The 20161-nt window shown below is 64.9% G+C and carries 19 protein-coding genes and 1 riboswitch; of the genes, 5 read left to right on the top strand and 14 right to left on the bottom strand.

The window, feature by feature from the left end; translation table 11 throughout:
• Nucleotide 1 precedes the first annotated feature (1 nt).
• Genes ACYU81_RS16715 through ACYU81_RS16725 form a run of 3 tightly spaced genes read left to right on the top strand, consistent with a single transcriptional unit; the run spans nt 2 to nt 3215 of the window.
• Nucleotides 2–1312 carry a YeaH/YhbH family protein gene (locus tag ACYU81_RS16715; protein WP_460988787.1) on the top strand — a complete coding sequence of 437 codons (1311 nt, stop codon included), beginning with the start codon at nt 2–4 and terminating at the stop codon, nt 1310–1312.
• A complete protein-coding gene (locus ACYU81_RS16720) occupies nt 1309–2850 on the top strand; it encodes a SpoVR family protein (RefSeq protein ID WP_460988789.1) in 1542 nt (513 codons plus the stop codon). Before ACYU81_RS16715 ends, ACYU81_RS16720 begins: the two co-directional genes overlap by 4 nt.
• Nucleotides 2851–2861: 11 nt before the next feature.
• On the top strand, nt 2862–3215 hold the full coding sequence (locus ACYU81_RS16725; RefSeq protein WP_460988791.1) for a hypothetical protein: 354 nt from the start codon (nt 2862–2864) through the stop codon (nt 3213–3215).
• 12 nt (nt 3216–3227) lie between these two features.
• Here ACYU81_RS16725 and cobF read toward each other — a convergent pair whose 3' ends face one another.
• Genes cobF through cbiE form a run of 5 tightly spaced genes read right to left on the bottom strand, consistent with a single transcriptional unit; the run spans nt 3228 to nt 7609 of the window.
• Nucleotides 3228–3971, bottom strand: coding sequence for a precorrin-6A synthase (deacetylating) (cobF, locus tag ACYU81_RS16730; RefSeq protein ID WP_460988793.1), 744 nt, complete (start codon nt 3969–3971; stop codon nt 3228–3230).
• Nucleotides 3968–5275, bottom strand: coding sequence for a cobyrinate a,c-diamide synthase (locus ACYU81_RS16735; RefSeq protein ID WP_460988795.1), 1308 nt, complete (start codon nt 5273–5275; stop codon nt 3968–3970). Before ACYU81_RS16735 ends, cobF begins: the two co-directional genes overlap by 4 nt.
• On the bottom strand, nt 5272–6057 hold the full coding sequence (gene cobM / locus ACYU81_RS16740) for a precorrin-4 C(11)-methyltransferase (RefSeq protein ID WP_460988797.1): 786 nt from the start codon (nt 6055–6057) through the stop codon (nt 5272–5274). The genes ACYU81_RS16735 and cobM overlap by 4 nt, the downstream gene beginning before the upstream one ends.
• Entirely contained in the window at nt 6054–6410 is a 357-nt protein-coding gene (locus tag ACYU81_RS16745) for a cobalamin biosynthesis protein (RefSeq protein ID WP_460988799.1), read from the bottom strand. Before ACYU81_RS16745 ends, cobM begins: the two co-directional genes overlap by 4 nt.
• Nucleotides 6407–7609, bottom strand: coding sequence for a precorrin-6y C5,15-methyltransferase (decarboxylating) subunit CbiE (gene cbiE / locus ACYU81_RS16750; protein WP_460988801.1), 1203 nt, complete (start codon nt 7607–7609; stop codon nt 6407–6409). Before cbiE ends, ACYU81_RS16745 begins: the two co-directional genes overlap by 4 nt.
• On the opposite strand from cbiE, the gene ACYU81_RS16755 reads away from it, so the two are divergent.
• Nucleotides 7608–8357 (top strand): cobalt-precorrin-6A reductase, encoded by a 750-nt coding sequence (locus tag ACYU81_RS16755; RefSeq protein WP_460988803.1) that lies wholly within the window; start codon nt 7608–7610, stop codon nt 8355–8357. The two genes, cbiE and ACYU81_RS16755, sit on opposite strands and share 2 nt — an antisense overlap.
• On the opposite strand, the gene cobJ is transcribed toward ACYU81_RS16755, so the two are convergent.
• The 4 genes from cobJ to ACYU81_RS16775 are packed head-to-tail and all read right to left on the bottom strand — an operon-like array spanning nt 8333 to nt 11482.
• On the bottom strand, nt 8333–9082 hold the full coding sequence (gene cobJ, locus ACYU81_RS16760) for a precorrin-3B C(17)-methyltransferase (RefSeq protein WP_460988805.1): 750 nt from the start codon (nt 9080–9082) through the stop codon (nt 8333–8335). The genes ACYU81_RS16755 and cobJ overlap by 25 nt on opposite strands.
• A complete protein-coding gene (gene cobI, locus ACYU81_RS16765) occupies nt 9079–9801 on the bottom strand; it encodes a precorrin-2 C(20)-methyltransferase (RefSeq protein WP_460988807.1) in 723 nt (240 codons plus the stop codon). The genes cobJ and cobI overlap by 4 nt, the downstream gene beginning before the upstream one ends.
• Nucleotides 9798–10427, bottom strand: a complete 630-nt coding sequence (locus tag ACYU81_RS16770) for a precorrin-8X methylmutase (RefSeq protein ID WP_460988809.1) — start codon at nt 10425–10427, stop codon at nt 9798–9800. The genes cobI and ACYU81_RS16770 overlap by 4 nt, the downstream gene beginning before the upstream one ends.
• A complete protein-coding gene (locus ACYU81_RS16775; protein WP_460989122.1) occupies nt 10427–11482 on the bottom strand; it encodes a cobalamin biosynthesis protein CobG in 1056 nt (351 codons plus the stop codon). Before ACYU81_RS16775 ends, ACYU81_RS16770 begins: the two co-directional genes overlap by 1 nt.
• A gap of 231 nt (nt 11483–11713) precedes the next feature.
• Nucleotides 11714–11938: riboswitch (cobalamin riboswitch) on the bottom strand.
• A 131-nt stretch (nt 11939–12069) separates the two neighbouring features.
• On the opposite strand from ACYU81_RS16775, the gene ACYU81_RS16780 reads away from it, so the two are divergent.
• Nucleotides 12070–12924: an alpha/beta fold hydrolase gene (locus ACYU81_RS16780; RefSeq protein WP_460988811.1), complete on the top strand. Its 855-nt coding sequence runs from the start codon at nt 12070–12072 to the stop codon at nt 12922–12924.
• 110 nt (nt 12925–13034) lie between these two features.
• On the opposite strand, the gene bluB is transcribed toward ACYU81_RS16780, so the two are convergent.
• The 5 genes from bluB to ACYU81_RS16805 are packed head-to-tail and all read right to left on the bottom strand — an operon-like array spanning nt 13035 to nt 20053.
• Nucleotides 13035–13673 (bottom strand): 5,6-dimethylbenzimidazole synthase, encoded by a 639-nt coding sequence (gene bluB, locus ACYU81_RS16785; protein ID WP_460988813.1) that lies wholly within the window; start codon nt 13671–13673, stop codon nt 13035–13037.
• Nucleotides 13673–14278: a cob(I)yrinic acid a,c-diamide adenosyltransferase gene (cobO, locus tag ACYU81_RS16790; RefSeq protein ID WP_460988815.1), complete on the bottom strand. Its 606-nt coding sequence runs from the start codon at nt 14276–14278 to the stop codon at nt 13673–13675. The genes bluB and cobO overlap by 1 nt, the downstream gene beginning before the upstream one ends.
• Entirely contained in the window at nt 14275–17967 is a 3693-nt protein-coding gene (cobN, locus tag ACYU81_RS16795) for a cobaltochelatase subunit CobN (protein ID WP_460988817.1), read from the bottom strand. Before cobN ends, cobO begins: the two co-directional genes overlap by 4 nt.
• Nucleotides 17967–19007, bottom strand: coding sequence for a cobalamin biosynthesis protein CobW (gene cobW, locus ACYU81_RS16800; protein WP_460988819.1), 1041 nt, complete (start codon nt 19005–19007; stop codon nt 17967–17969). The genes cobN and cobW overlap by 1 nt, the downstream gene beginning before the upstream one ends.
• Nucleotides 19004–20053, bottom strand: coding sequence for a HoxN/HupN/NixA family nickel/cobalt transporter (locus ACYU81_RS16805; RefSeq protein WP_460988821.1), 1050 nt, complete (start codon nt 20051–20053; stop codon nt 19004–19006). Before ACYU81_RS16805 ends, cobW begins: the two co-directional genes overlap by 4 nt.
• Between the last annotated feature and the right edge of the window lie 108 nt (nt 20054–20161).

The raw sequence follows: 20161 nt of genomic DNA on the forward strand, positions 1-20161 counted from the left end.
CATGCACATAGTCGACAGAAGGCTGAACCCAGGGGGCAAGAGCCTTGTCAACCGGCAACGGTTCCTGAGGAGGGCGAAAGCCTATGTCAGCCAGGCGGTGCGCGACAGCCTGAAGGACCGCAGCATCAAGGACCTTGCCGGAGAAGGCGAAATCACCATCCGCCGCGACGTCATTCACGAACCCACGCTGCACCGCGCGGCAAAGGGTGGCGACCGGGAACGCGTGCTTCCAGGCAATAAGGAGTTTCTGGAAGGCGACCGGATCAAGCGCCCCGACGGCGGCGGTGGTGGTGGGGCGCAGGCGGGGGAAGGCGAGGATGAGGATGATTTCCGCTTCGCGCTTAGCCGGGAGGAGTTTCTCGACCTGTTCCTCGACGATCTTGAACTGCCCGACATGGCCAAGAAGAAGCTGGTCGCGGGCAAGATAGAGGGCATACGCCGCGCGGGTTATTCGACGATCGGTAACCCGTCCAACCTGTCCGTCCCCCGCACGATGCAAAAGGCCATGTCCCGCCGCATCGCGCTGCGCCGTCCAAGTGGCCGCGACCTCAGCCGGGTTGACGAGGCCATCGCCGAGATCGAGGGGCGATCGGTGCCTTTGCCCGACGATGCCGCGGCGCTGGAAAGGCTGAAGGAGGAACGGGCGCACATCATTCGCCGCCGCAACCTCATTGCCTATATCGACCCCGTCGATCTGCGCTTCCGCCGTTTCGAGCCTGTCCCCCGGCCCGTGGCCCAGGCTGTGATGTTCTGCCTGATGGACGTATCGGGCTCCATGACGGCGCATATGAAGGATCTCGCGAAACGCTTCTTTGCGCTGCTGCACCTGTTCCTGTCGCGCTGTTATGAGCATGTCGATGTGGTGTTCATCCACCATACCGACCGCGCGGCCGAAGTGGACGAGGAAACCTTCTTCTACAGCACGGTGACGGGCGGCACGCTGGTATCGAGCGCGCTCGACAAGCTCATCGAGGTGGTCAAGGATCGGTACAGCCCCACCGACTGGAACATCTATGTCGCGCAGGCTTCGGACGGCGATACGCTGGCGTCGGACAATGCGCGGGTGGCCAACCTGATGCAGAATGAAATCCTGCCCTTCTGCCAATATTTCGCCTATTTGGAAGTGGGTCGGGAAGAGTTCGCCTCTATCGAAGCGGCAACCTCCGCCACGGGGCTTTGGGACGCCTATGCGCCCGTCAGCCAGGCAAATCGGCAATTCACGATGCGCAAGGTGTCGCACCGGCGGGAAATATATCCGGTGTTCCGTGAACTGTTCCAGCGGCGCGGTGTCGGCGAAGGGACGCCCGCTTGACGGGGGAGCGCGCATCCGCCCCGCTGTTCACCGGCAGCGACTGGGACTTTTCGCTGATCAACCGCATTTATGAAGTGATCGAACCGATCGCGCTTCAGGAGATGAAGCTCAACATCTATCCCAACCAGATAGAGATTATCAGCGCCGAACAGATGCTGGATGCCTATTCGTCCATCGGCATGCCACTATTTTACAAACATTGGTCGTTCGGCAAGCAGTTCGTGACCAATGAGATGCTCTATCGCAAGGGACTTCGTGGCCTTGCCTATGAGCTGGTGATCAACAGCGATCCCTGCATCAACTATCTGATGCAGGAAAACAGCGCGACCATGCAGACGCTGGTCATCGCCCATGCCGCGTTCGGGCATAACCACTTCTTCAAGAATAATTATGTCTTTCGCCAATGGACCGATGCGGAAGGCATCCTCGACTATCTGGAGTTCGCCAAAGGCTACATCGCCAGTTGCGAGGAGCGTTTTGGCCAGCTCGCCGTCGAGCGGGTGCTGGACGCTGCCCATGCGCTGATGAATCAGGGCGTGCATCGCTATCCGCGCATTCGTCCCCGCGATTTGAAGGCGGAGGCCGAGCGGGAGGCGGAGCGTCAGGCCTATCGCGATCGCATTTATGACGACCTCTGGCGCACGGTGCCGGTGGGCGCGAAGGCGGCCGCCGTCCCCTCAGATGAGCGCCGCGCCGCGCTTGGCCTGCCGCAGGAAAATATCCTCTATTTCCTGGAGAAAACCGGGCCGCTTCTTCAAAGCTGGCAGCGCGAGATATTGCGCATCGTCCGCCTGATCGCCCAATATTTCTACCCCCAGCGCCAGACCAAGGCGATGAACGAGGGCTGCGCCACCTACACCCACTATCGCATCATGACGATCCTGCACGATCGCGGCTGGATCACCGATGGCGCGTTCATGGAATTTATCCAGTCGCACACAGGCGTCGTTTATCAGCCGACGTTCGATTCCGGCCATTTCGGGGGCTTCAATCCCTATGCGCTGGGCTTTGGCATCATGTCCGATATAGAGCGGATCTGCATGGACCCGACGCCGGAGGATCGCGAATGGTTCAGCGACATCGCCGGTTCGCGTGATCCGGTGGAGGTGCTGAAGGATATCTGGGCCAATTATCGCGACGAAAGCTTCATATCGCAGTTCCTCAGCCCGCACCTTATCCGCCAGTGGCGCCTGTTCAAGCTGATCGACAAGGAAAGCGAGTCGGAACTGCGCGTGGATGCCATTCATGACGAGCGCGGCTATCGCCGTATCCGCCGCGCCCTTGCGCGCGAGCATGACATTGCCCGGCAGGAGCCCGATATCCAGGTGGTGGATGTCGATCTGGCGGGCGACCGGACGCTGATGCTGGAACATGCGGTCATCGATGGCGTGGTGCTGGACGCGTCCGACGCGACGATGGTGTTACAAAGCCTCGCCAATCTATGGGGTTATGAAGTGGCGTTGAGCGAAGTTCATGCCGAAAGTCGTAAGGAGTTGAAAAGCCATCGTTGCCAGCCGCAGCAGGGCTGGATCGGCTGAAGCGGTGCGCCGTGGCGGCCAGCTCCCGGGGTTACGAAGATTCCATTTCCAAAGCAGGGCTGAAAAGCGTAAATTCTGCCGCGTTTCGCGAGTGGCTCCAGCGATCGGTCGCATCCTGCGATGCATGGAGCGCTCAAAAAGAAGCAGGAGAGCATTTCATGACTCATGCCCTCAATGCACAAGAATGTCTTGAACGAGCCCGGATGCATGAACAGCTTGCGGCGACAACCGCCGATGCGTCCGCGCGGACCATGCATCAGGCAATGGCCGCCGAATTTCGTCGTCGCGCCGCGATGGGGACGATCGACGGAGTTAGCCCGGTGATCAGCAAACCGGTAATCGAGCTGACCGTCAACGCCGCCTGAAGCGCGTTTTCCTCAGGCGTCCCGGCGCAGCAGATACACGTCCATGATCCATCCATGCCGCTGGCGCAGCTGTGCCCGGCGGTCGATGATTTCCGGTCCTGTCACGGTCAAAGGACCGTGGGCTAACGACTGATGCTCCATGCCCAGATAGGCGCCCCACCAGATCGTTATCCCCTCCGGCTCCAGCGTCTGGAATGCGCAATGCCCGTCCAGCATCACGATCACATCGCGCATGCCAGCGGGCCAGCCGCGTTCGCGCAATTGCCGTCCGGTGGTGATCAACACCGGGTCGGCCAGGCGGTTGAGGCAGATGCCATGCGCGGCCGTCAGCGCCTGAACGCTGGTGATGCCGGGCACGACGCTGATCTCGACCGAGGGTCCGAGCCGTTCTGCGATCCGCAGGCTGCTGTCGTAGAGTGAAGGGTCGCCCCAGACGAGTAGCGCAACCGTGCCGCCATCGGGCAGGTGCAACGCTATCTGCTCCATCCAGATGGCGGCGATTGCATCATGCCAGTCGATGACCGCCTCGACATAGGCGGCCTGATCCGCGCGCTTGGGCATGTCGAACTCGACGACCCGTGCGGGGCCGGTCAGTAGTTGTGCACAGATGGACCGGCGCAGGTCGATCAGGTCGGACTTGGCCTCTCCTTTGCGCGGCAGCAGGATCAGGTCAGCCTCGTTCATCGCCCGAATGGCGGCGAGCGTCAGATGGTCGGGATTGCCCGTGCCGATACCGATGAGCGACAGGCGGATCATGCGGCACCCGCGATCAGATGGAAGAAGCTGCCCGTCACCTGCCCACGGCGCGATCCGGACGCGGCGACCGCAGCGCCCATCGCATCCACGACATGGGCAAGCGGTTCGTCGGGCTGATCGACGATCGTCGAATAGTGAAACTCATGCCCGCGCAGCTCCGCTCCCGCCTCGTGGCCGCCCATTGGTGACAGCAGCCGCGCTTGCCGATAGCCCAGTTGTAACCGCCGATCCGCAAAGCTGGAAACAAGCCCGAGCAGCCCCGCCATCGCATGGGCCTGCCCCTGCGCATCGATGATCGCCTGCCCCATCACCATATAGCCGCCGCATTCACCATGGATCGGACGGTCGAGCGCATGGCGGTGCAGGCCCTCCAGAAACCGCGCGGCATTGGCGATCTGAGCCGCATGCAGTTCAGGATAGCCACCGGGCAGCCAGATGGCGTCGGCTTGTCGGTCGGGCGTTTCGTTGGCCAAGGGGGAAAAGGGCAGTATCTCCGCCCCAGCCGCGCGCCAGCCGTTCAGCATATGGGCGTAGGTGAAGGAAAAGGCGGCATCCTGCGCCAGTGCAATCCGCTGCCCCGGCGGCGGGCAGCGATGGGGGGGCGCTGATGTGCCCGGCAACGCGTCGGCCGCCTTTTGAAGAGCCGCAAGATCGACATGCGCTTCGATCAGGTCCGCGATCGCGTCGATCGTCTGCTCAACCTCTGCCTGCTCGCCCGACTGCACTAGGCCAAGGTGCCGTTCCGGGATGGACAGAGCGTCGGATCGCGGAATCGCGCCCAGCACGGGCATGGCGACATCCTCCATCGCTTGCCGGATCATGGCTTCATGGCGCGGGCTGGCGATGCGGTTGAGGATGACGCCTGCCACTCGCACGTCCGCCCGAAACATCCGAAATCCATGCGCGATGGCGGCGGCCGACTGGCTCTGTCCCGACACATCGATGATCAGCACAACCGGCCAGCCAAGCGCCGCCGCTATGTCCGCGCTGCTCCCATTGCCGCTCGCGCCCCGCGCCGGAGCGCCGTCGAACAGGCCCATCACGCCCTCCGCGATGATCAGGTCGGCGTCGGCTGCCTCCCCCGCCAGACTGTGGAGCAGCGCCGCATCCATCGCCCAGCTGTCGAGGTTGAAAGCCGGGCGTCCGCTCGCCAGCCGGTGATAGCCCGTGTCGATATAGTCCGGCCCGCATTTATAGGACTGAACGCACACGCCCTGCCGCTTCAACGCCCTGAGCAGGCCGAGCGTGATGACCGTCTTGCCCGATCCGGATCGCGGCGCGGCGATAAGGATGCCGGGCGTCATTCTTCCGATCCGGCGAAACGCGATTCCGCCGTGGCCGGACGAAATCGCCGGTCATAGCCGGGCGCATAAAGCTGGCTCTCGGCGAAATCTCCCTCCCCCAGCACTGGTCCTACGAGAATGAGGGCGGTGCGTTCCGGCCCGCCTGCCGCCTGCTCCTCTATCGTCGTTAGCGTCCCGCGCACGATGCGTTGGTCCGGCCAGCTTGCCCGCCACACGATCGCCGCCGGGCAGTCCTCGCCATAGAGTGGCACCAGATCCGCGACCACCTTCGCCAGATTGTGGACGGACAAGTGGATCGCCAGCGTCGCGCCGGTCGCGCCAAAGGCCGCCAGCGTCTCGCCAGGCGGCATGGCGCTCGCCCGCCCCGGCGTGCGCGTGAGGACAAGCGACTGGCCAAGTCCGGGCAACGTCAGTTCCGCTTCCAGCGCCGCCGCCGCCGCCGCGAAGGACGGAACGCCGGGCGTCACCGTATAGCCGACGCCCAGTGCCTTGAGGCGGCGGATTTGCTCGCCCATCGCCGACCAGATCGACAGGTCGCCCGAATGCAGCCGCGCGACATCCTGTCCTGCGGCGTCCGCCTCTGCGATGATGGCTATGATCTCGTCGAGCGTCAGCGGCGCGCTGTTCACGATCCGCGCTCCGGCCGGGCAATGATCGAGCAGCGCGCGAGGGACCAGCGATCCGGCATAGAGGCAGACGGGAGAGGCGGCGATCAGGTCGCGGCCACGCAGCGTCAGCAGGTCGGGCGCCCCCGGCCCGGCGCCGATGAAATGAACGGTCATGGCGATACTCCTTGGGCCAGCGCGCAGGTGGCTTGCCCATCCGGCGAGATGATGCGGGCGGCGATCAGTCGCGCGCCCGGTCCCGCCGCCGTCAGCGCGACCGCTTCGGCGACGCTGCCGGTGCCGTAGGCCGCCAGACTGGCGGCGGAGCGCGTGGGCGTTTCCACGCCCTCGACCGCGCAAGGATCGATCAGGATCAGCGGCAAGTCCAAGGTGCGGGCGAGGGGGGCAAGCAGCGCTTCCTTATGCGCCAAGGTCGCCAGTGCAGTGACGCCATTGCCATGCACGCCTAGCGCTGTTCGCAAGGCTTGCTCCGTCGCTCCACTGCGGCAGCCAAAGCCAGCGACGATCATAGCGTCACGCTCCACTGCACCAGCGGATAGGCGGCTTTCCACCCCCGCCGCCTGCCGATCGGCGCGGCGCTCGCCATCTCGATCCGCAGCAGTTCGCCGCCCAGCCGCTCATGCCAACGCGCCAGTAGTGCTTCGGATTCCAGCGTCACCGCATTGGCGACCAGCCTTGTGCGCTCGCCCGGCAGGGCGATGATCGCTTCCATCATCGCCTCGCTCAGCCCGCCGCCGATGAAGATGGCGTCAGGCCGGACGCGGCCGGCCAGCACCGCCGGAGCGCGCCCCTCGACCAGCGTCAGCCGATCGACGCCCAGCCGCTGCGCATTGCCCTTCGCCCGCGCGGCACGCACCGGGTCGGCCTCAAATGCCACGGCCTGCGTGGAAGCATGGCTCAACAGCCATTCGATCGCGATCGATCCCGATCCCGCGCCGATGTCCCACAAAGTCTCGCCGGGACGCGGGGCCAGCGCCGACAGTGTCAGCGCCCGCACCGGCCGCTTGCTGATCTGCCCGTCATGATCGAACCAGTCATCCACCAGTCCGCTGACGCAGGGCATCACCTCGCCGTCGCCCGCTACTTGTATCCCCACCGCCACAGGGTGCGCAATATCGTCAAGGCTAATCTGATCGGCGCGCGCCTGCCGCACCCGCTCGCGCGGCCCGCCCAGCGCTTCCATGACGTGCAGGCTGGACGCCCCAAAGCCCGCCTCCGCCAGGTAGGAACCAAGCGCATGCACCGCTGCCCCATCGCGCAGCAGCACAATGGCGCGGCACCCCCGCGCCAGCATGGGCCTCAACCGCGTCAACGGCGCGGCGTGCAGGCCATGACAGGCCACATCCTGCAAAGCCCAGCCGAGCCGCGAAGCCGCCAGCGCAAAGCTCGACGGCGCAGGATGCGACACCCATTCCTCGGGCCGCAAATGCCGCGTGACACTCGTCCCCGCGCCGAACCAGAAGGGATCGCCCGATGCCAGCATCACTATCGGCTCCCCCCGCCGGGCAAGCAGCGCCTCCACGCCATCCTCAAAGGGCACTGGCCAGCCCCGCCGTTCCGCCCTAAGGGGTGGCAGCAGCGCGAGCTGGCGCGGCGCTCCGGTCACGACCCGCGCTTGTTCCAGCGCCACGCGCGCGGCATCGGACAGGCCCGCCGCCCCGTCCTCGCCAATGCCGATGATCGTCAGCCAGGGAGATTCAGCCGCCATGCGCCATATCCTGATCCTTGGCGGCACGACCGAAGCGAGCGCGCTCGCAAACGCCCTTGCCCAGCGCGGCGGAAGCGCCATGCTGAGCTATGCTGGACGCACCGGAAACCCCCGTGCCCAGCCAGTGCCGATACGCGTCGGCGGCTTTGGCGGCGCGGCCGGACTGGCAGCGTTCCTGAAAGCGGAAAAGTTCACCCACCTCATCGACGCGACCCACCGCTTCGCCGCGACGATCAGCGCCAATGCCGCCGCCGCCGCGCGCGAAGCGGACGTCGCGCATCTGATGCTCACCCGCCCGGAATGGCAAGCGGGGGAGGGCGACCACTGGACCCATGTCCCGGACATTGCGGGCGCTGTCCGCGCGCTCGACGGGCCGCCCCGCCGCATCATGCTGGCGCTCGGCCGCATGCATGTCGAATCCTTCGCCGCGCAGCCGCAGCATCATTACCTGCTGCGCTTTGTCGATGCCCCCGAAGCGCCGCCCTCGCTGCCCAACCATCATCTGCTGGTCGATCGCGGCCCCTTCACGCTGGACGGCGATCTCGCCCTGATGCGCGCGCACGGCATCGACCTCATCATCGCCAAAAATGCCGGAGGGCAGGGCGCCCGCGCTAAGATCGACGCGGCGCGAACGCTCGGCCTGCCCGTCCTCATGATCGACCGGCCAGCCCTGCCACAGGCGCAGGCGGTTCATGACATCGCCGATGTGCTGGCGTGGATCGATCATTCGGCCCATCGCGGCGTGTAGAGGATCGGGCTGGCCCAGCGTTCTATAAGGCGTGTCCGGCTTGACCCCACGATCACCATCGTGCGCATGTCGGCCATATCGGCGCTAGCCTCACCCAGCGTGACGACCCGCAATTGCTCGTCCGGCGTGGATACAGCGCGCGCGAAGAGGATCAGCCGGTCATCCCCACATTCCTCGCACAATATGTCGAGCGCCCGCGCAAAGCCCTCCGGCCGCGCCTGCGACCGGGGATTGTAGAAGGCCATCGCGAAATCGGCCTGCGCGGCAAGGCGCAGCCGCCGTTCGATCAGCGCCCATGGCTTAAGATTGTCTGACAGGTTTATCGCGCAAAAATCATGGCCCAGCGGCGCACCCGCCCGCGCGGCGGCGGCCAGCATGGCGGTGATACCCGGCAGAACGCGAATGTCGATCGCGCGCCAGCCATCCGGCCCTGCCTCCAACGCCTCGAACAGCGCCGACGCCATCGCGAACACGCCCGGATCGCCGGAGGATGCCACCACCACGCGCCTCCCCGCCGCCGCCATTTCCAGCGCATGGGCGGCCCGCTCCAGCTCCACCCGATTGTCCGACGCATGGCGCACAAGGCCGGGCTGATCCGCCACGCGCGCGACATAGGGCGCATAGCCCACCAGATCGGTCGCCTCGCCAAGCGCCTGCGTGACCTCCGGCGTCACGAGCGCGTCAGCGCCGGGGCCTAGCCCTGCAACCGCCACCCATCCGCTCATGGCCGCCGTCCCTGACCGTGGATCAGCAGGATGGAAAAATAGCTGGTGATCGCCTCTGCCTTGTTTAGCGGAGTGATCTTCTGATCTGCCATCGTCGCATATTCGACCAGCCAGGCGCAGTCCTGCTTGCCCGCCGCTTCGACCGCGCGGCGCAGCTTGGCCAGATTGCGGCCGATCTTCATGACGACCAGCGCATTGCTGTCATGGATGCGCCGGGCCAGTTCCTCTTCGGGCAGGGTCGCCATCAACACGGTCAGCACATCGTCGCCCCAGCTGATCGGGGTGCCGCTCGCGGTCCACGCGCCCGACATGCCGGTGATGCCGGGCACGATCCGCACGGGCGCGAGTGGCGACAGGCGGCTGTGCAGATGCATGAAGCTGCCGTAGAAAAAGGGATCGCCTTCGCACAGCACGACCACATCCTCGCCCGCCGCTGCCAGTCCATGCAGATGCGCGGTGCATTCGGCGTAGAAGGCGGAAAGGTGCTGATTATAGCGCGGGTCGCTAACCGGGATTTCGGTCGTCACCGGATATTCCATCGCATATTCGATGGCATCGGGACGCAGCAGCCCATCGACGATCTTCCGCGCATGACCCGCGCGGCCGGCCTTACGGAAATAGGCGATGTGGCGGGCCTCGCGGATCAGCCGATCGGCGCGCACGCTCATCAGGTCTTGCGCGCCGGGGCCAAGCCCCACGCCATGGATGGTCCCGCTCATTCCGCCGCACTCGCCAGTGCGTTGACCGCCGCGACGGTGATCGCGCTGCCGCCCAGCCGCCCTTCGACGATGCAGCAGGGGACCGGCTGGCACTCCCACAGCGCCTGTTTCGATTCCGCCGCACCCACGAAACCGACCGGACAACCGATGATCGCCGCCGGGCGCGGGCAGGCAGGGTTCTCCAGCATATTGAGCAGGTGGAACAGCGCAGTCGGGGCATTGCCGATCGCAACCACCGCTCCCGCCAGATGCGGCCGCCACAGCTCCAGCGCCGCCGCCGACCGCGTGTTCGCCATCGACCGGGCCAGATCGGGCACTTGAGGATCATTCAAGGTACAGAGGATCGAATTGCCAGCAGGCAGTCGCGCGCGCGTAATCCCTTCCGACACCATCCGCGCATCGCACAGGATCGGCGCGCCTGCCTCCAGCGCCGCGATCGCGGTTGTAGCGAAGCCCGGCGAAAAGCGGATATGCGGCGCGAGTCCGACCATTCCAGCGGCATGGATCATGCGCACGGCAACCCGCTCTTCCTCTGCCGCAAAGCGGTCGAGCGCCGCCTCCGCCCGGATCATGCGGAAGGATTGGCGATAGATTTCCGCGCCGTCGGTTTCATAGAGATGCGGCATCATAGGGCTCCGAAAAGGGCAAGTATCTGATCGGGTGACAGGCCCGTTTGCAGCGGCGGCGCACCCGCGCGCGCATCGTGGGCAAGGTCGAAACGGCCGTGGCGCCCGGTGAGGACCACCGCTGCCTGCGAAGGGCGCGCGCAACCCTTTGCGCAACCTGAGACATGAAGTCCGCGAACATGCGGCGCGAGCCGGGCGGCCAGATCACGCGTGGCGACGCTCGCCTGCGGGCAGGCTGGCGCACCGGGGCAGCAATCGGTCGAAAGGCGCGGATCGGCTGGGTCATCGGACGGCGCGTCGCTGCCTTCCAGCACCAGTCCCCGCCAAGGGGTGAGCCGCACCGCCTCCACGCAGTCCGCCATCACGGCAAGCAGCGCAGGCGCCTCGATCCTGCCAAAGGGCGCCGCATGGAAGGGGCCGGGCGCAGCGGTCAGGGCGGCGGCGCAAGGCCGGGAGGGGGCAGGGGCCTCAGTCGCTACATCAGGCAGCGGTGCCGAGTGCCGCGCCATGCGCCCCGCCTGCGCGCCACCGCTGGCCACGAACCAATGGGCGAGGCGGATCGACCTCTCGGCGGCGTCCTGCGCTTTCACGCTCACGCCATGCGTTCGCCCGTCAGCGCGCAGGATCAGCCCGCCGTTCGTCCCTCTTTCGATCCGGAAATCAGCCGGAACATTGCTCAGCACCGGAGCAGGCCCCGCATCGATCGCGAAGCCGACCTTTGCGGGCAGATCGGGCAGCTCGGCCATGCGCTCGATCAAGGCGGCGGCTATGACCGAACTGTCATCATCTGGCCGCCAGTCGGGGTTAATCAGGACAGGAATCTGCCTGTCCCGATCCGCATCGGCATCCGCCAACTCAATCGCGACGAGCCTCTCCATCAGCGTGCCATGGCTCGCTTGCGGCACGCCCCTGATTTGCAAGGCGGCGCGATTGGTGATGTCAATATGGCCATTGCCCAGCGCGAGAGATGCCTCGCACAACCCCACAACCTGCGCGCGGGTCATCCGGCCTAGCGGCGGGCGCACCCGGACCAGCAGCCCGTCGCCGGCCATCATCGGCCGCCATGCCGTCGGGCACCAGCCGCGCACGCCATGGGCCGGGCGTGGGCCAGCGTCGGCACGTTGCGCCTGCTCCTGCATTGCTCCTGCACTCCCCGCACCAGCGCCACGACACACGGACGGCACGCACAGGCAGGCGGACAGGCCGCACGCCTGCACGGCCGTAGCCGCACGAAATTCGTCGCTCAAACGGAGAACCGAGCCGTGACCATCCCCTGGATCATGGCAAGAGCGACCTTTGCTCCGGCAGGTCTCCTGGCTTGCGGGTCATAGCTTGGCATGGGGCCTTCCCGGATGGCTCCAGTGGCTGGCCGCCCTATCATCAGGGTCAGCCGGTCCATGCCTCGCTCGCCGCTCACAGTTGCAGGGACAGCCACGGATTAGGGAGGAAACCCTCCCGCACCGCGTTCCCATTTAAGCCCCTTGCGGGGCACCGGCGCGATCGATGAACCGGGACGAACCCGGCTCGATCCGCTTCATAAGGGGGATGCAGGCGAAAGGGAAGTAGCCAAGGACCGCTTCCTTGCGTCAACCCAATGTCACCGCTACGCCTTCATCAACAAATGAAGAATGGAGAGGAAAAGATGAGCGATTTCAGCTTCGAAGCGACCAGCCGCTTTCTGGAAACGGACAAGGGGCGGCTCCATTATCATGAAGCCGGATCAGGTCCCGCGCTGCTGTTGCTTCACGGCTCAGGCCCCGGTGTTACTGGCTGGGCGAACTTTCAGGGCAATTTGCCCTTCTTCTCCCAGCATTTCCGCGCCATCATCCTGGACGCGCCCGGTTATGGGAAAAGCGATCCCGTTGATGGCGATCCGGTGGGCGTGGCGCGCGACGCTGTTGTCGCCCTGATGGACGGCCTTGGCATCGACCGCGCCCATGTGGTCGGCAACAGCTATGGCGGGATCGTGGGCGGGCATCTGGCGGCGTCCCATCCTGACCGCGTGCTGCGCTACATCACGATTGGCGGGATCGGTTTCAACATTACCTCCACCTTCCCTAATGAAGGGCTGACCCGCCTCGTCGATTTTATCGAAGACCCGACGCGAGAGAACATCATCGCATGGCTCGAATCGATGGTCTACGACAAATCGATCATCACCGACGAGCTGATCGACATGCGTTACAAGGCGGCGCTGGAGCCGGTGACGATGGAAAGCAGCCGCAAAATGTACACGCGCGCAGCACTAGGCTTCATCGCCCAGTCGATGAGCGGGCCGGGCGTGTCGCAGCGCATCGATTATCTCGGCAGGATTCAGGCGCCCACGCTGATCATGTGGGGCCGCGATGACAAGGTCAGCCCGCTCGACGGCGCGCTGCTGCCCATGCGCGTCATACCCAATGCGGAGTTGCACGTCTTTCCGCGCTGCGGCCATTGGACGATGATCGAGCATAAGGACCGGTTTGAAGCGTTGGCGCTGGATTTCTTGCGGGGGTGAGAGAGTTACCTTTTCCCCGTTCGCCCTGAGCTTGTCGAAGCCCTTCACTTTATCTCGAAGAAGTGGAGCCCTTCGACAAGCTCAGGGCGAACGGAGGAGGGCTGGGCTCGTTACCGCCGCACCACCACCGAATGCCAATCCGTGCGCTCTTCCCAGCCCCGACGCTCCAATTCCGGCACATCCTCCTCGCTCACCGGTCGGCCAAGGCACAGCAGCCCCAGACACTCCCAGCCCGCCGGAATGTCCAGCATCGCGTCCACGCCAGCAGGCTCCATGATCGACACCCACCCCATGCCGATCCGCCGCGTTTGCGCCGCCAGCCAGAGCGTATGGACCGCCATCACGCAACTATAGCGCCGCGCCTCAGGCATGGTGACAGCGCCCAGATGATGGCCGGTCTCCGTCCCATCGTCGCAATAGACGGCGAACAGCACCGGCGCCTCACGCAGCCCATGCAGTTTCAGGCTGCGATAGAGCCTGTCCTGATCCCCGTCATATTCCTTGCCCGCTTCCCTGACTTGGCGGTCGACATGGCAGGCCAGCCCGTCCCGCAACTCCGCCGTCTCGATCCGCACAAAGCGCCAAGGCTGAGACAGGCCGACGGACGGCGCGCGATGCGCCATGCTCAACAGCCATTCGACATCCGCTTCGTCGATCGGGTCGGTCCTGAAATGGCGAATGTCCCGCCGCGCCCGCACCAGCGCCTCGAACTGCGCGCTGTCGATCGGGGTAATAGCGGGTCCGCTCATCAAAATTCGATCCCTGCCTGCGCCTTCACGCCGCTGCGGAAGGGATGCTTGACCAGTGTCATTTCCGTCACGAGATCGGCCGCCTCGACCAAAGCCTCGGGCGCGTTGCGGCCGGTGATAAGGACATGCTTCATCTCGTCCCTGTTCGTCACGGCCTCCAGCACCTCATCAACGGGCAGATAGTCGTAACGCAGGACGATATTAAGCTCATCTGCCAGCACCATATCATAGGCGGGATCGGCGATCATCCGCTTTACCTCGTCCCACGCTTCACGGGCGAGGGCGATGTCGCGGGTCTTGTCCTGCGTGTTCCAGGTAAAGCCTTCGCCCATCGGCTTGAATATGACATTGTCCGGAAACGCGTCGAACACCACTTTTTCTCCGGTGGTCATCGCGCCCTTGACGAACTGGACGACGCCAACCTTCTTGCCATGGCCGATGGCGCGTACCACCATGCCGAGCGCCGCAGTGGTCTTGCCCTTGCCCTTGCCGGTATGGACGATCAGCAGGCCCTTCTCCTGCGTCTTGGTCGCCATGATCTTGTCATGGGCGGCCTGCTTCTTCTTCATCTTTTCGGCATGCTCTTCGGGGGTGCGTTCGATCATGATGGGTCCTTCAGTTGGGCGAGGAGCATGGCGGCGCTGTTGGACCGTGGCCGCCACAGCCCCCGGTCCAGCGCTTCGTGGAGGCGCGCAGCGGTCTCTCGCAGCGCGGTGGGATTCACGTCCGCCATGAAGGCGCGCACCGCCTCATCCTCGATGAAAGCGGCGTGGACGGCGTCGAAATGATGGTCCTTCACGCCATGGGTCGTGGCGGCGAAGGCGAACAGATAATCGACCGATGCAGCGATCTCGAACGCGCCCTTGTAGCCATGGCGCATCATACCCGCGATCCATTTGGGATTGGTGACGCGCGCCCGCACGACGCGGCCGATCTCATCCTCCAGCGTCCGGACGACGGGGCGTTCGGGCCGACTATGGTCATTATGATAGCTGAGCGGCTTGCGCCCTGACAGATGCTCGACCGCCGCCGCGATGCCGCCCTCAAACTGATAATAATCGTCGCTATCGAGCAGGTCATGCTCGCGATTGTCCTGATTCTGGATCAGCGCATCGGCCTCGGTCAGCCGCTGCGCGAACAATCCACGTTCCGCATCGCCCTCGACCCCGCCGCCATAGGCATAGCTGCCCCAATCCAGATAGATGTTCGCAAGGTCCGATCGATCATGCCACAGCCGCTCGTCGATCATCGCCTGCAATCCCGCGCCATAGGCGCCCGCCTTCGATCCAAAAACGCGCGCCCCCGCGCGGCGCAGCGCCGCCTTTTCGGGCGTTCCTTCCGCGATGAGCGCAGCGGCCTCCGCCCGATGACGCGCGGCGGCGGGATTATCTTCGTCCGGCTCATCCAGCGCCATCACGGCGCGGGCGGCGCTGTCGATCAGGTCGATCTGTTCCGGAAAAGCGTCGCGGAAGAAGCCCGACACGCGTAGCGTCACATCCACGCGCGGCCGGTTCAGCTCGGCGATTGTCATCACCTCAAAGCCCACGACCCTCCCCGAAGCCCACTCCCATCGCGGCCGCACGCCCATCAACGCCAGCGCCTGCGCGATGTCGTCGCCGCCCGTCCGCATGTTCGCCGTGCCCCAGGCTGACAGAGCGATGGCGCGCGGATAATCGCCCTCCCGCTGAAGATAATCCTGCACAATGAGGTCGGCGGATCGCTGGCCCAAATTCCATGCGGCCACAGTCGGCACCGCGCGCGTATCGACCGAATAGAAATTACGCCCGGTCGGCAGCACATCGGGCCGCCCCCGCGTCGGCGCGCCGGAGGGGCCGGGCAGCACGAACTTACCGTCGAGCGCCTGAAGCAGCGCAGCCTTCTCTGCCTCTCCGCAAGCATCCACGCGGGGACCAAGGTCGCTGCGTATCACCTCCAGAACGCGCCCGCTCGACGGCCCCGGCGCGGCCTCGCCCGTGTCGAGCAGCTGCATGGCATAGAGCTCCAGCCGCTCCACCGTATCGCCGGTGCTGCGCCATGCATCCTGCGCCACGCCTGCCAGCACGTCCGGGCGCGGCCCATCCCAAGGCTTACCCATGCCGCAGTCGAGCGGATCGAAACCCAAATCCAGATCGTCCGCCAGAGCCCGCAGCAGCGATTGCTGATCCTCCTCCAAACCTCTCGGGCACCGGGCAAGGGAGATCAGCAGGTCTCGCCGCAACGTCCCTTCTGGCGACCGGGTAAAGATATGCAGTCCGTCACGAATCTGCATTTCTTTCAGTTCACAGAGATAGTTGTCGATCGCGGCTAAGGCATCGTCCCCGCTGCCTTCCGCGCCCGCATCCTTGTCCAGTCCCTGGCTTGCCGCCAATGCCAATATGTCCCGGCGCAACGTTTCCAGCCTGCGCGGGTCCATCCCCGCCGCCAGATAATATTCATCGACCAGCGCCTCCAGTTCCTTGAGCGGCCCATAGGTCTCGGCTCGGGTGAGGGGGGGCGTCAGATGGTCGATGATGCATGCCCCGATCCGGCGTTTCGCCTGCGTGCCTTCGCCCGGATCGTTGACGATGAACGGATAGATTTGCGGGATCGGCCCGGCGCATATTTCGGGAAAGCAGCTCTCCGACAGCGCGATCGCCTTGCCCGGCAGCCACTCCAGATTGCCATGCTTGCCCACATGCACCACCGCATGCGCGGCGAATGCGCGCGCCAGCCAGATATGGAAGGCGAGATAGGCATGCGGCGGCGGCAGCGCCGGGTCATGGTAGCTGCTCTTCGGATCGACATCATAGCCGCGTGACGGCTGCACCGCGACCGCGATCTGACCGAAGCGATGGACCCGAAGGAAGAAGGTATCACCCTGACAGAAGGGATCGTCCTCCGGCTCGCCCCATCGCTCGATAACGGCTGTACGAACGCTTTCGGGAAAGTCATCAAATGCCGCTCGATAGTCGGCCAGCGCGAGCGAGCAGGGCGCGTCCCCTCCGGTCATATGCGCCATCAACGCCGCGCCATCGGTCGGCGCGTCGCCCGTCCGATAGCCAGCCTCCGCCAGCGCGCGCAGGATCGCCGCCGCGCTTTCCGGCGTGTCGAGGCCCACGCCATTGCCGATCCGTCCATCCCGGTTCGGATAATTGGCAAGGACCAGCGCCACATGGCGGCCTTCAACCGGCGTCAGTCCCAATCTGGCCCAGTTTGCAGCCAGTTGGGAAACAAAGTGCACACGATCAGCCAGAAGCTGCGGCACCACGATGCTGCATTCCGTTCGCGCATCGAAGCGGGCGGCGGCCTTGAAAGCGACCGCGCGGGTGAAGATGCGCCCATCCACTTCGGGCAAGGCAATATGCATCGCCAAGTCGCGCGGACCCAGCCCCCGCGCGCTATCCTGCCACGCCGCCTGTTCGGCGCTGGCGAACAAGGTCTGAAGAATCGGGCAATCGGCCTGCTCCAATATGGATGGCGTGCGCGGTTCGCCGGGCGCCGATGCGGCAAAGGCGGTGGCGTTCAGAATGACGTCCGGTCGAGCTACCCCGATCACTCCTTCCAGAAAGTCGCGCGCAAAGGGTTCCCGCAACGCCCGTACATGGACCGGCAGGACATTAAGCCCCGCAGCCCCCAATCCCGCGATCATCGCGTCCACCGCCTCCAGCGTTCCGGCGATCAACAAGGCGCGGTAGAAAAGGAACAGCGCTGTCGGCTGGCCGGATATCCAACCGGCCTTCACCTGTTCCAGCGTCGGGCGTTCGACACCGGGAAGATAAAAGCCCGCGTCGGCGAGCGGAACCGGCGCGTCGGGCGCGCCCGCGTCCAACCCTGCAATCCGCGCGGCGGTCCTTAGAAAAGCCGTGGCATTGGCGACGCCACCCTGCCGCAGATAATCGCGTAGCCGGTCGCATATTTTCGGGGGCAGGGTGGACGCCATCCGCAGTTCGGGATCATCCTCCCGCCCATCCGCGATGGCGGCGAAGGCAATGCCCCTGTCGCGCGCGACATTGGCAATTTCCTCAATGCCATAGGGCCAATAGCTCTTACCCCCCAACAGTACCACGCAGACGAATTTCGCGTGGGAAATCACATTCTCGACATAGAGATCGACCGAATAGGGATGCTTGAGCTGAAGGAGATTGGCCAGCCTGATCGACGGCCCGCCTTCCCCCAGAATGGCGGCGGCGCTCGCAAAGCAGGCAAGGTCGCTGTCCGCCACGGTCAGCAGCACGATGTCGCCCGGCGATTGGCCAAGGTCGATCGCTTCGTCCCCGTTGGAGACGGTGCCGGGCGTGGCGGTCAGCAAATGCATCAGGCGACCGCCATCTGCTGGATGAATGCCCGTTCGATCGCCGCCCGGTCCAGCCCCGCCTGCCCGATCACCACCAGTCGCGATCGGCGCTCCTCATGCACCTGCCAGTGCCGGTCATAATGATGCTGGATGCGTGGCCCGACCGCCTGAATGACCAGCCTTGCCGGACGGCCCGCAATGGCGACGAAGCCCTTCACCCGCAATATGTCGTGATCGGCTATGACCTGCTTCAGAGCATCCAGCAGCGGCGCAGGATTGCCCAATTCCCCCAACTCCATGACGAAGCTGTCGAAATCCTCATGATCATGATCCTCCTCCTCGTCATGGTGGGAGGGGCGGGCGTCAATCTGGTCCTCGACCCCGGCATCAAGGCCGAGCAGGACCGCCGGGTCGATCTCCCCCCGCGCGGTGCGGACGATACGCACGCCCGGCCGGATTTCCGCCGCCAGATCCCGCTCCAGTTCCGCAAGCCTTTCCGGCGCGACCAGGTCTGTCTTGTTCAGCAGCACAAGGTCGGCACAGGCCAGCTGATCCTCGAAAAGCTCCTCGATCGGGCTGTCATGGTCCAGCGTCGGATCAGCCGCCCGAGCGGCAGCCAGCGCTTCCTCGTCATGGGCGAAGCGGCCCGCCGCCAGTGCATCGGCATCGATGAGTGCAATCACCCCGTCCACCGTCGCCCGTGTCCGGATATCGGGCCACTGAAAGGCCTTCACCAGCGGCTTGGGCAGGGCGAGGCCCGATGTCTCGATGATGATATGATCGGGCGGCACATCCCGGTCGAGCAGCCGCTGCATCGTGGGCAGGAAATCGTCCGCCACGGTGCAGCAGATGCAGCCATTGGCCAGTTCGATAATATCCTCATCCGGGCAGGCCTCATCGCCGCAGCCCTTCACCAGCGATCCATCGACGCCGACATCGCCAAATTCGTTGATGATCAGCGCTAGCCGCCGCCCACCCGCATTCTCGATCAAATGGCGGATCAGCGTCGTCTTTCCAGCACCCAGAAATCCGGTGATGACGGTGGCAGGAACCTTGCTCATATTGTCTGTCCTTGATTGGGGAGGAGCACCTCGATCTCGTCGAAGCGCTTCCAGCGGTAGATGACCCAGCTCACCAGCCAGCAGGCGGCGAACAGGCCGATGATGAAGAAGCCCAGGCTGTTGAAATGCTCACCCAGATCGGCGGCCACCGACCAGACGCCGCCGGTCAGGCCCAGCTTGTCGCCCAGCAGCGCCGCCGCCTCGATCCCGCCGATGACGATCGCAACCAGCGCCGACACCAGCGTGATGGTGATGTTGTAGTAGAGTTTGCGGATCGGCTTCACGAACGCCCATTGATAGGCGCCCATCATCAGCGCGCCGTCCGCCGTGTCGATCAGCGCCATGCCCGCCGCGAACAGCAAGGGGAATATGAGTACGGTCGCGATCGAAAGCCCGCTCGCCGCTTGCCCTGCCGACAGGCCGAGGATCGCGACTTCGGTCGCTGTGTCAAATCCTAGCCCGAACAGAAAGCCCAGCGGCGCCATGTGCCAGCTGCGCGTCACCAGTCGGAACAGCGGTCGAAACAGCCGGGCCAACATGCCCCGATTGCCCAGCAATATGTCCATATCTTCATCGACATAGGCGCCACCACTGCGGACGTGGTTGAAGGTCTTTAGAACCGACCGCAGGATGATGAGGTTCATCGCGGCAATGGCAAAGAGGAAGGTGGCGGAGATGATCGTCGCGATCGTCCCGCCGATCTCGCCCGCCGCCTCGACACGGCTAAGCGCGCTGGCGGCGAAAGCGATTCCGACGGCGGCGATCAGCACGATCCCGCTATGGCCGATCGCGAACCACAGGCCGACGGTCAGCGGCCGCTGACCTTCCTGCATCAGCTTGCGGGTCACATTGTCGATGGCGGCGATATGGTCGGCATCGACTGCGTGGCGCAGGCCCAGGCTCCAGGCGAGCAGGGCGGTGCCCAGCATCATCGTGTCGCCCGCAAAGATCAGCAAGGCGCAAAGCCATAACGCGATGTTGGCGGCGATCAGCCCCGCGAACATGAAAGTGGCACGGCGACGAAGCGCCGGAAATTGCATGGCCATAAAAGCATGGCTCCCGTCAGCGTCAGCGAGACTGGACGGGACCTCCGCTAAGCGGCCGACATTCCGCGCCGGACGGACGCGATGAAGCGTCCGGCACATGAAGCCGGT

The sequence above is a fragment of the Sphingobium sp. TomTYG75 genome (assembly GCF_054771635.1).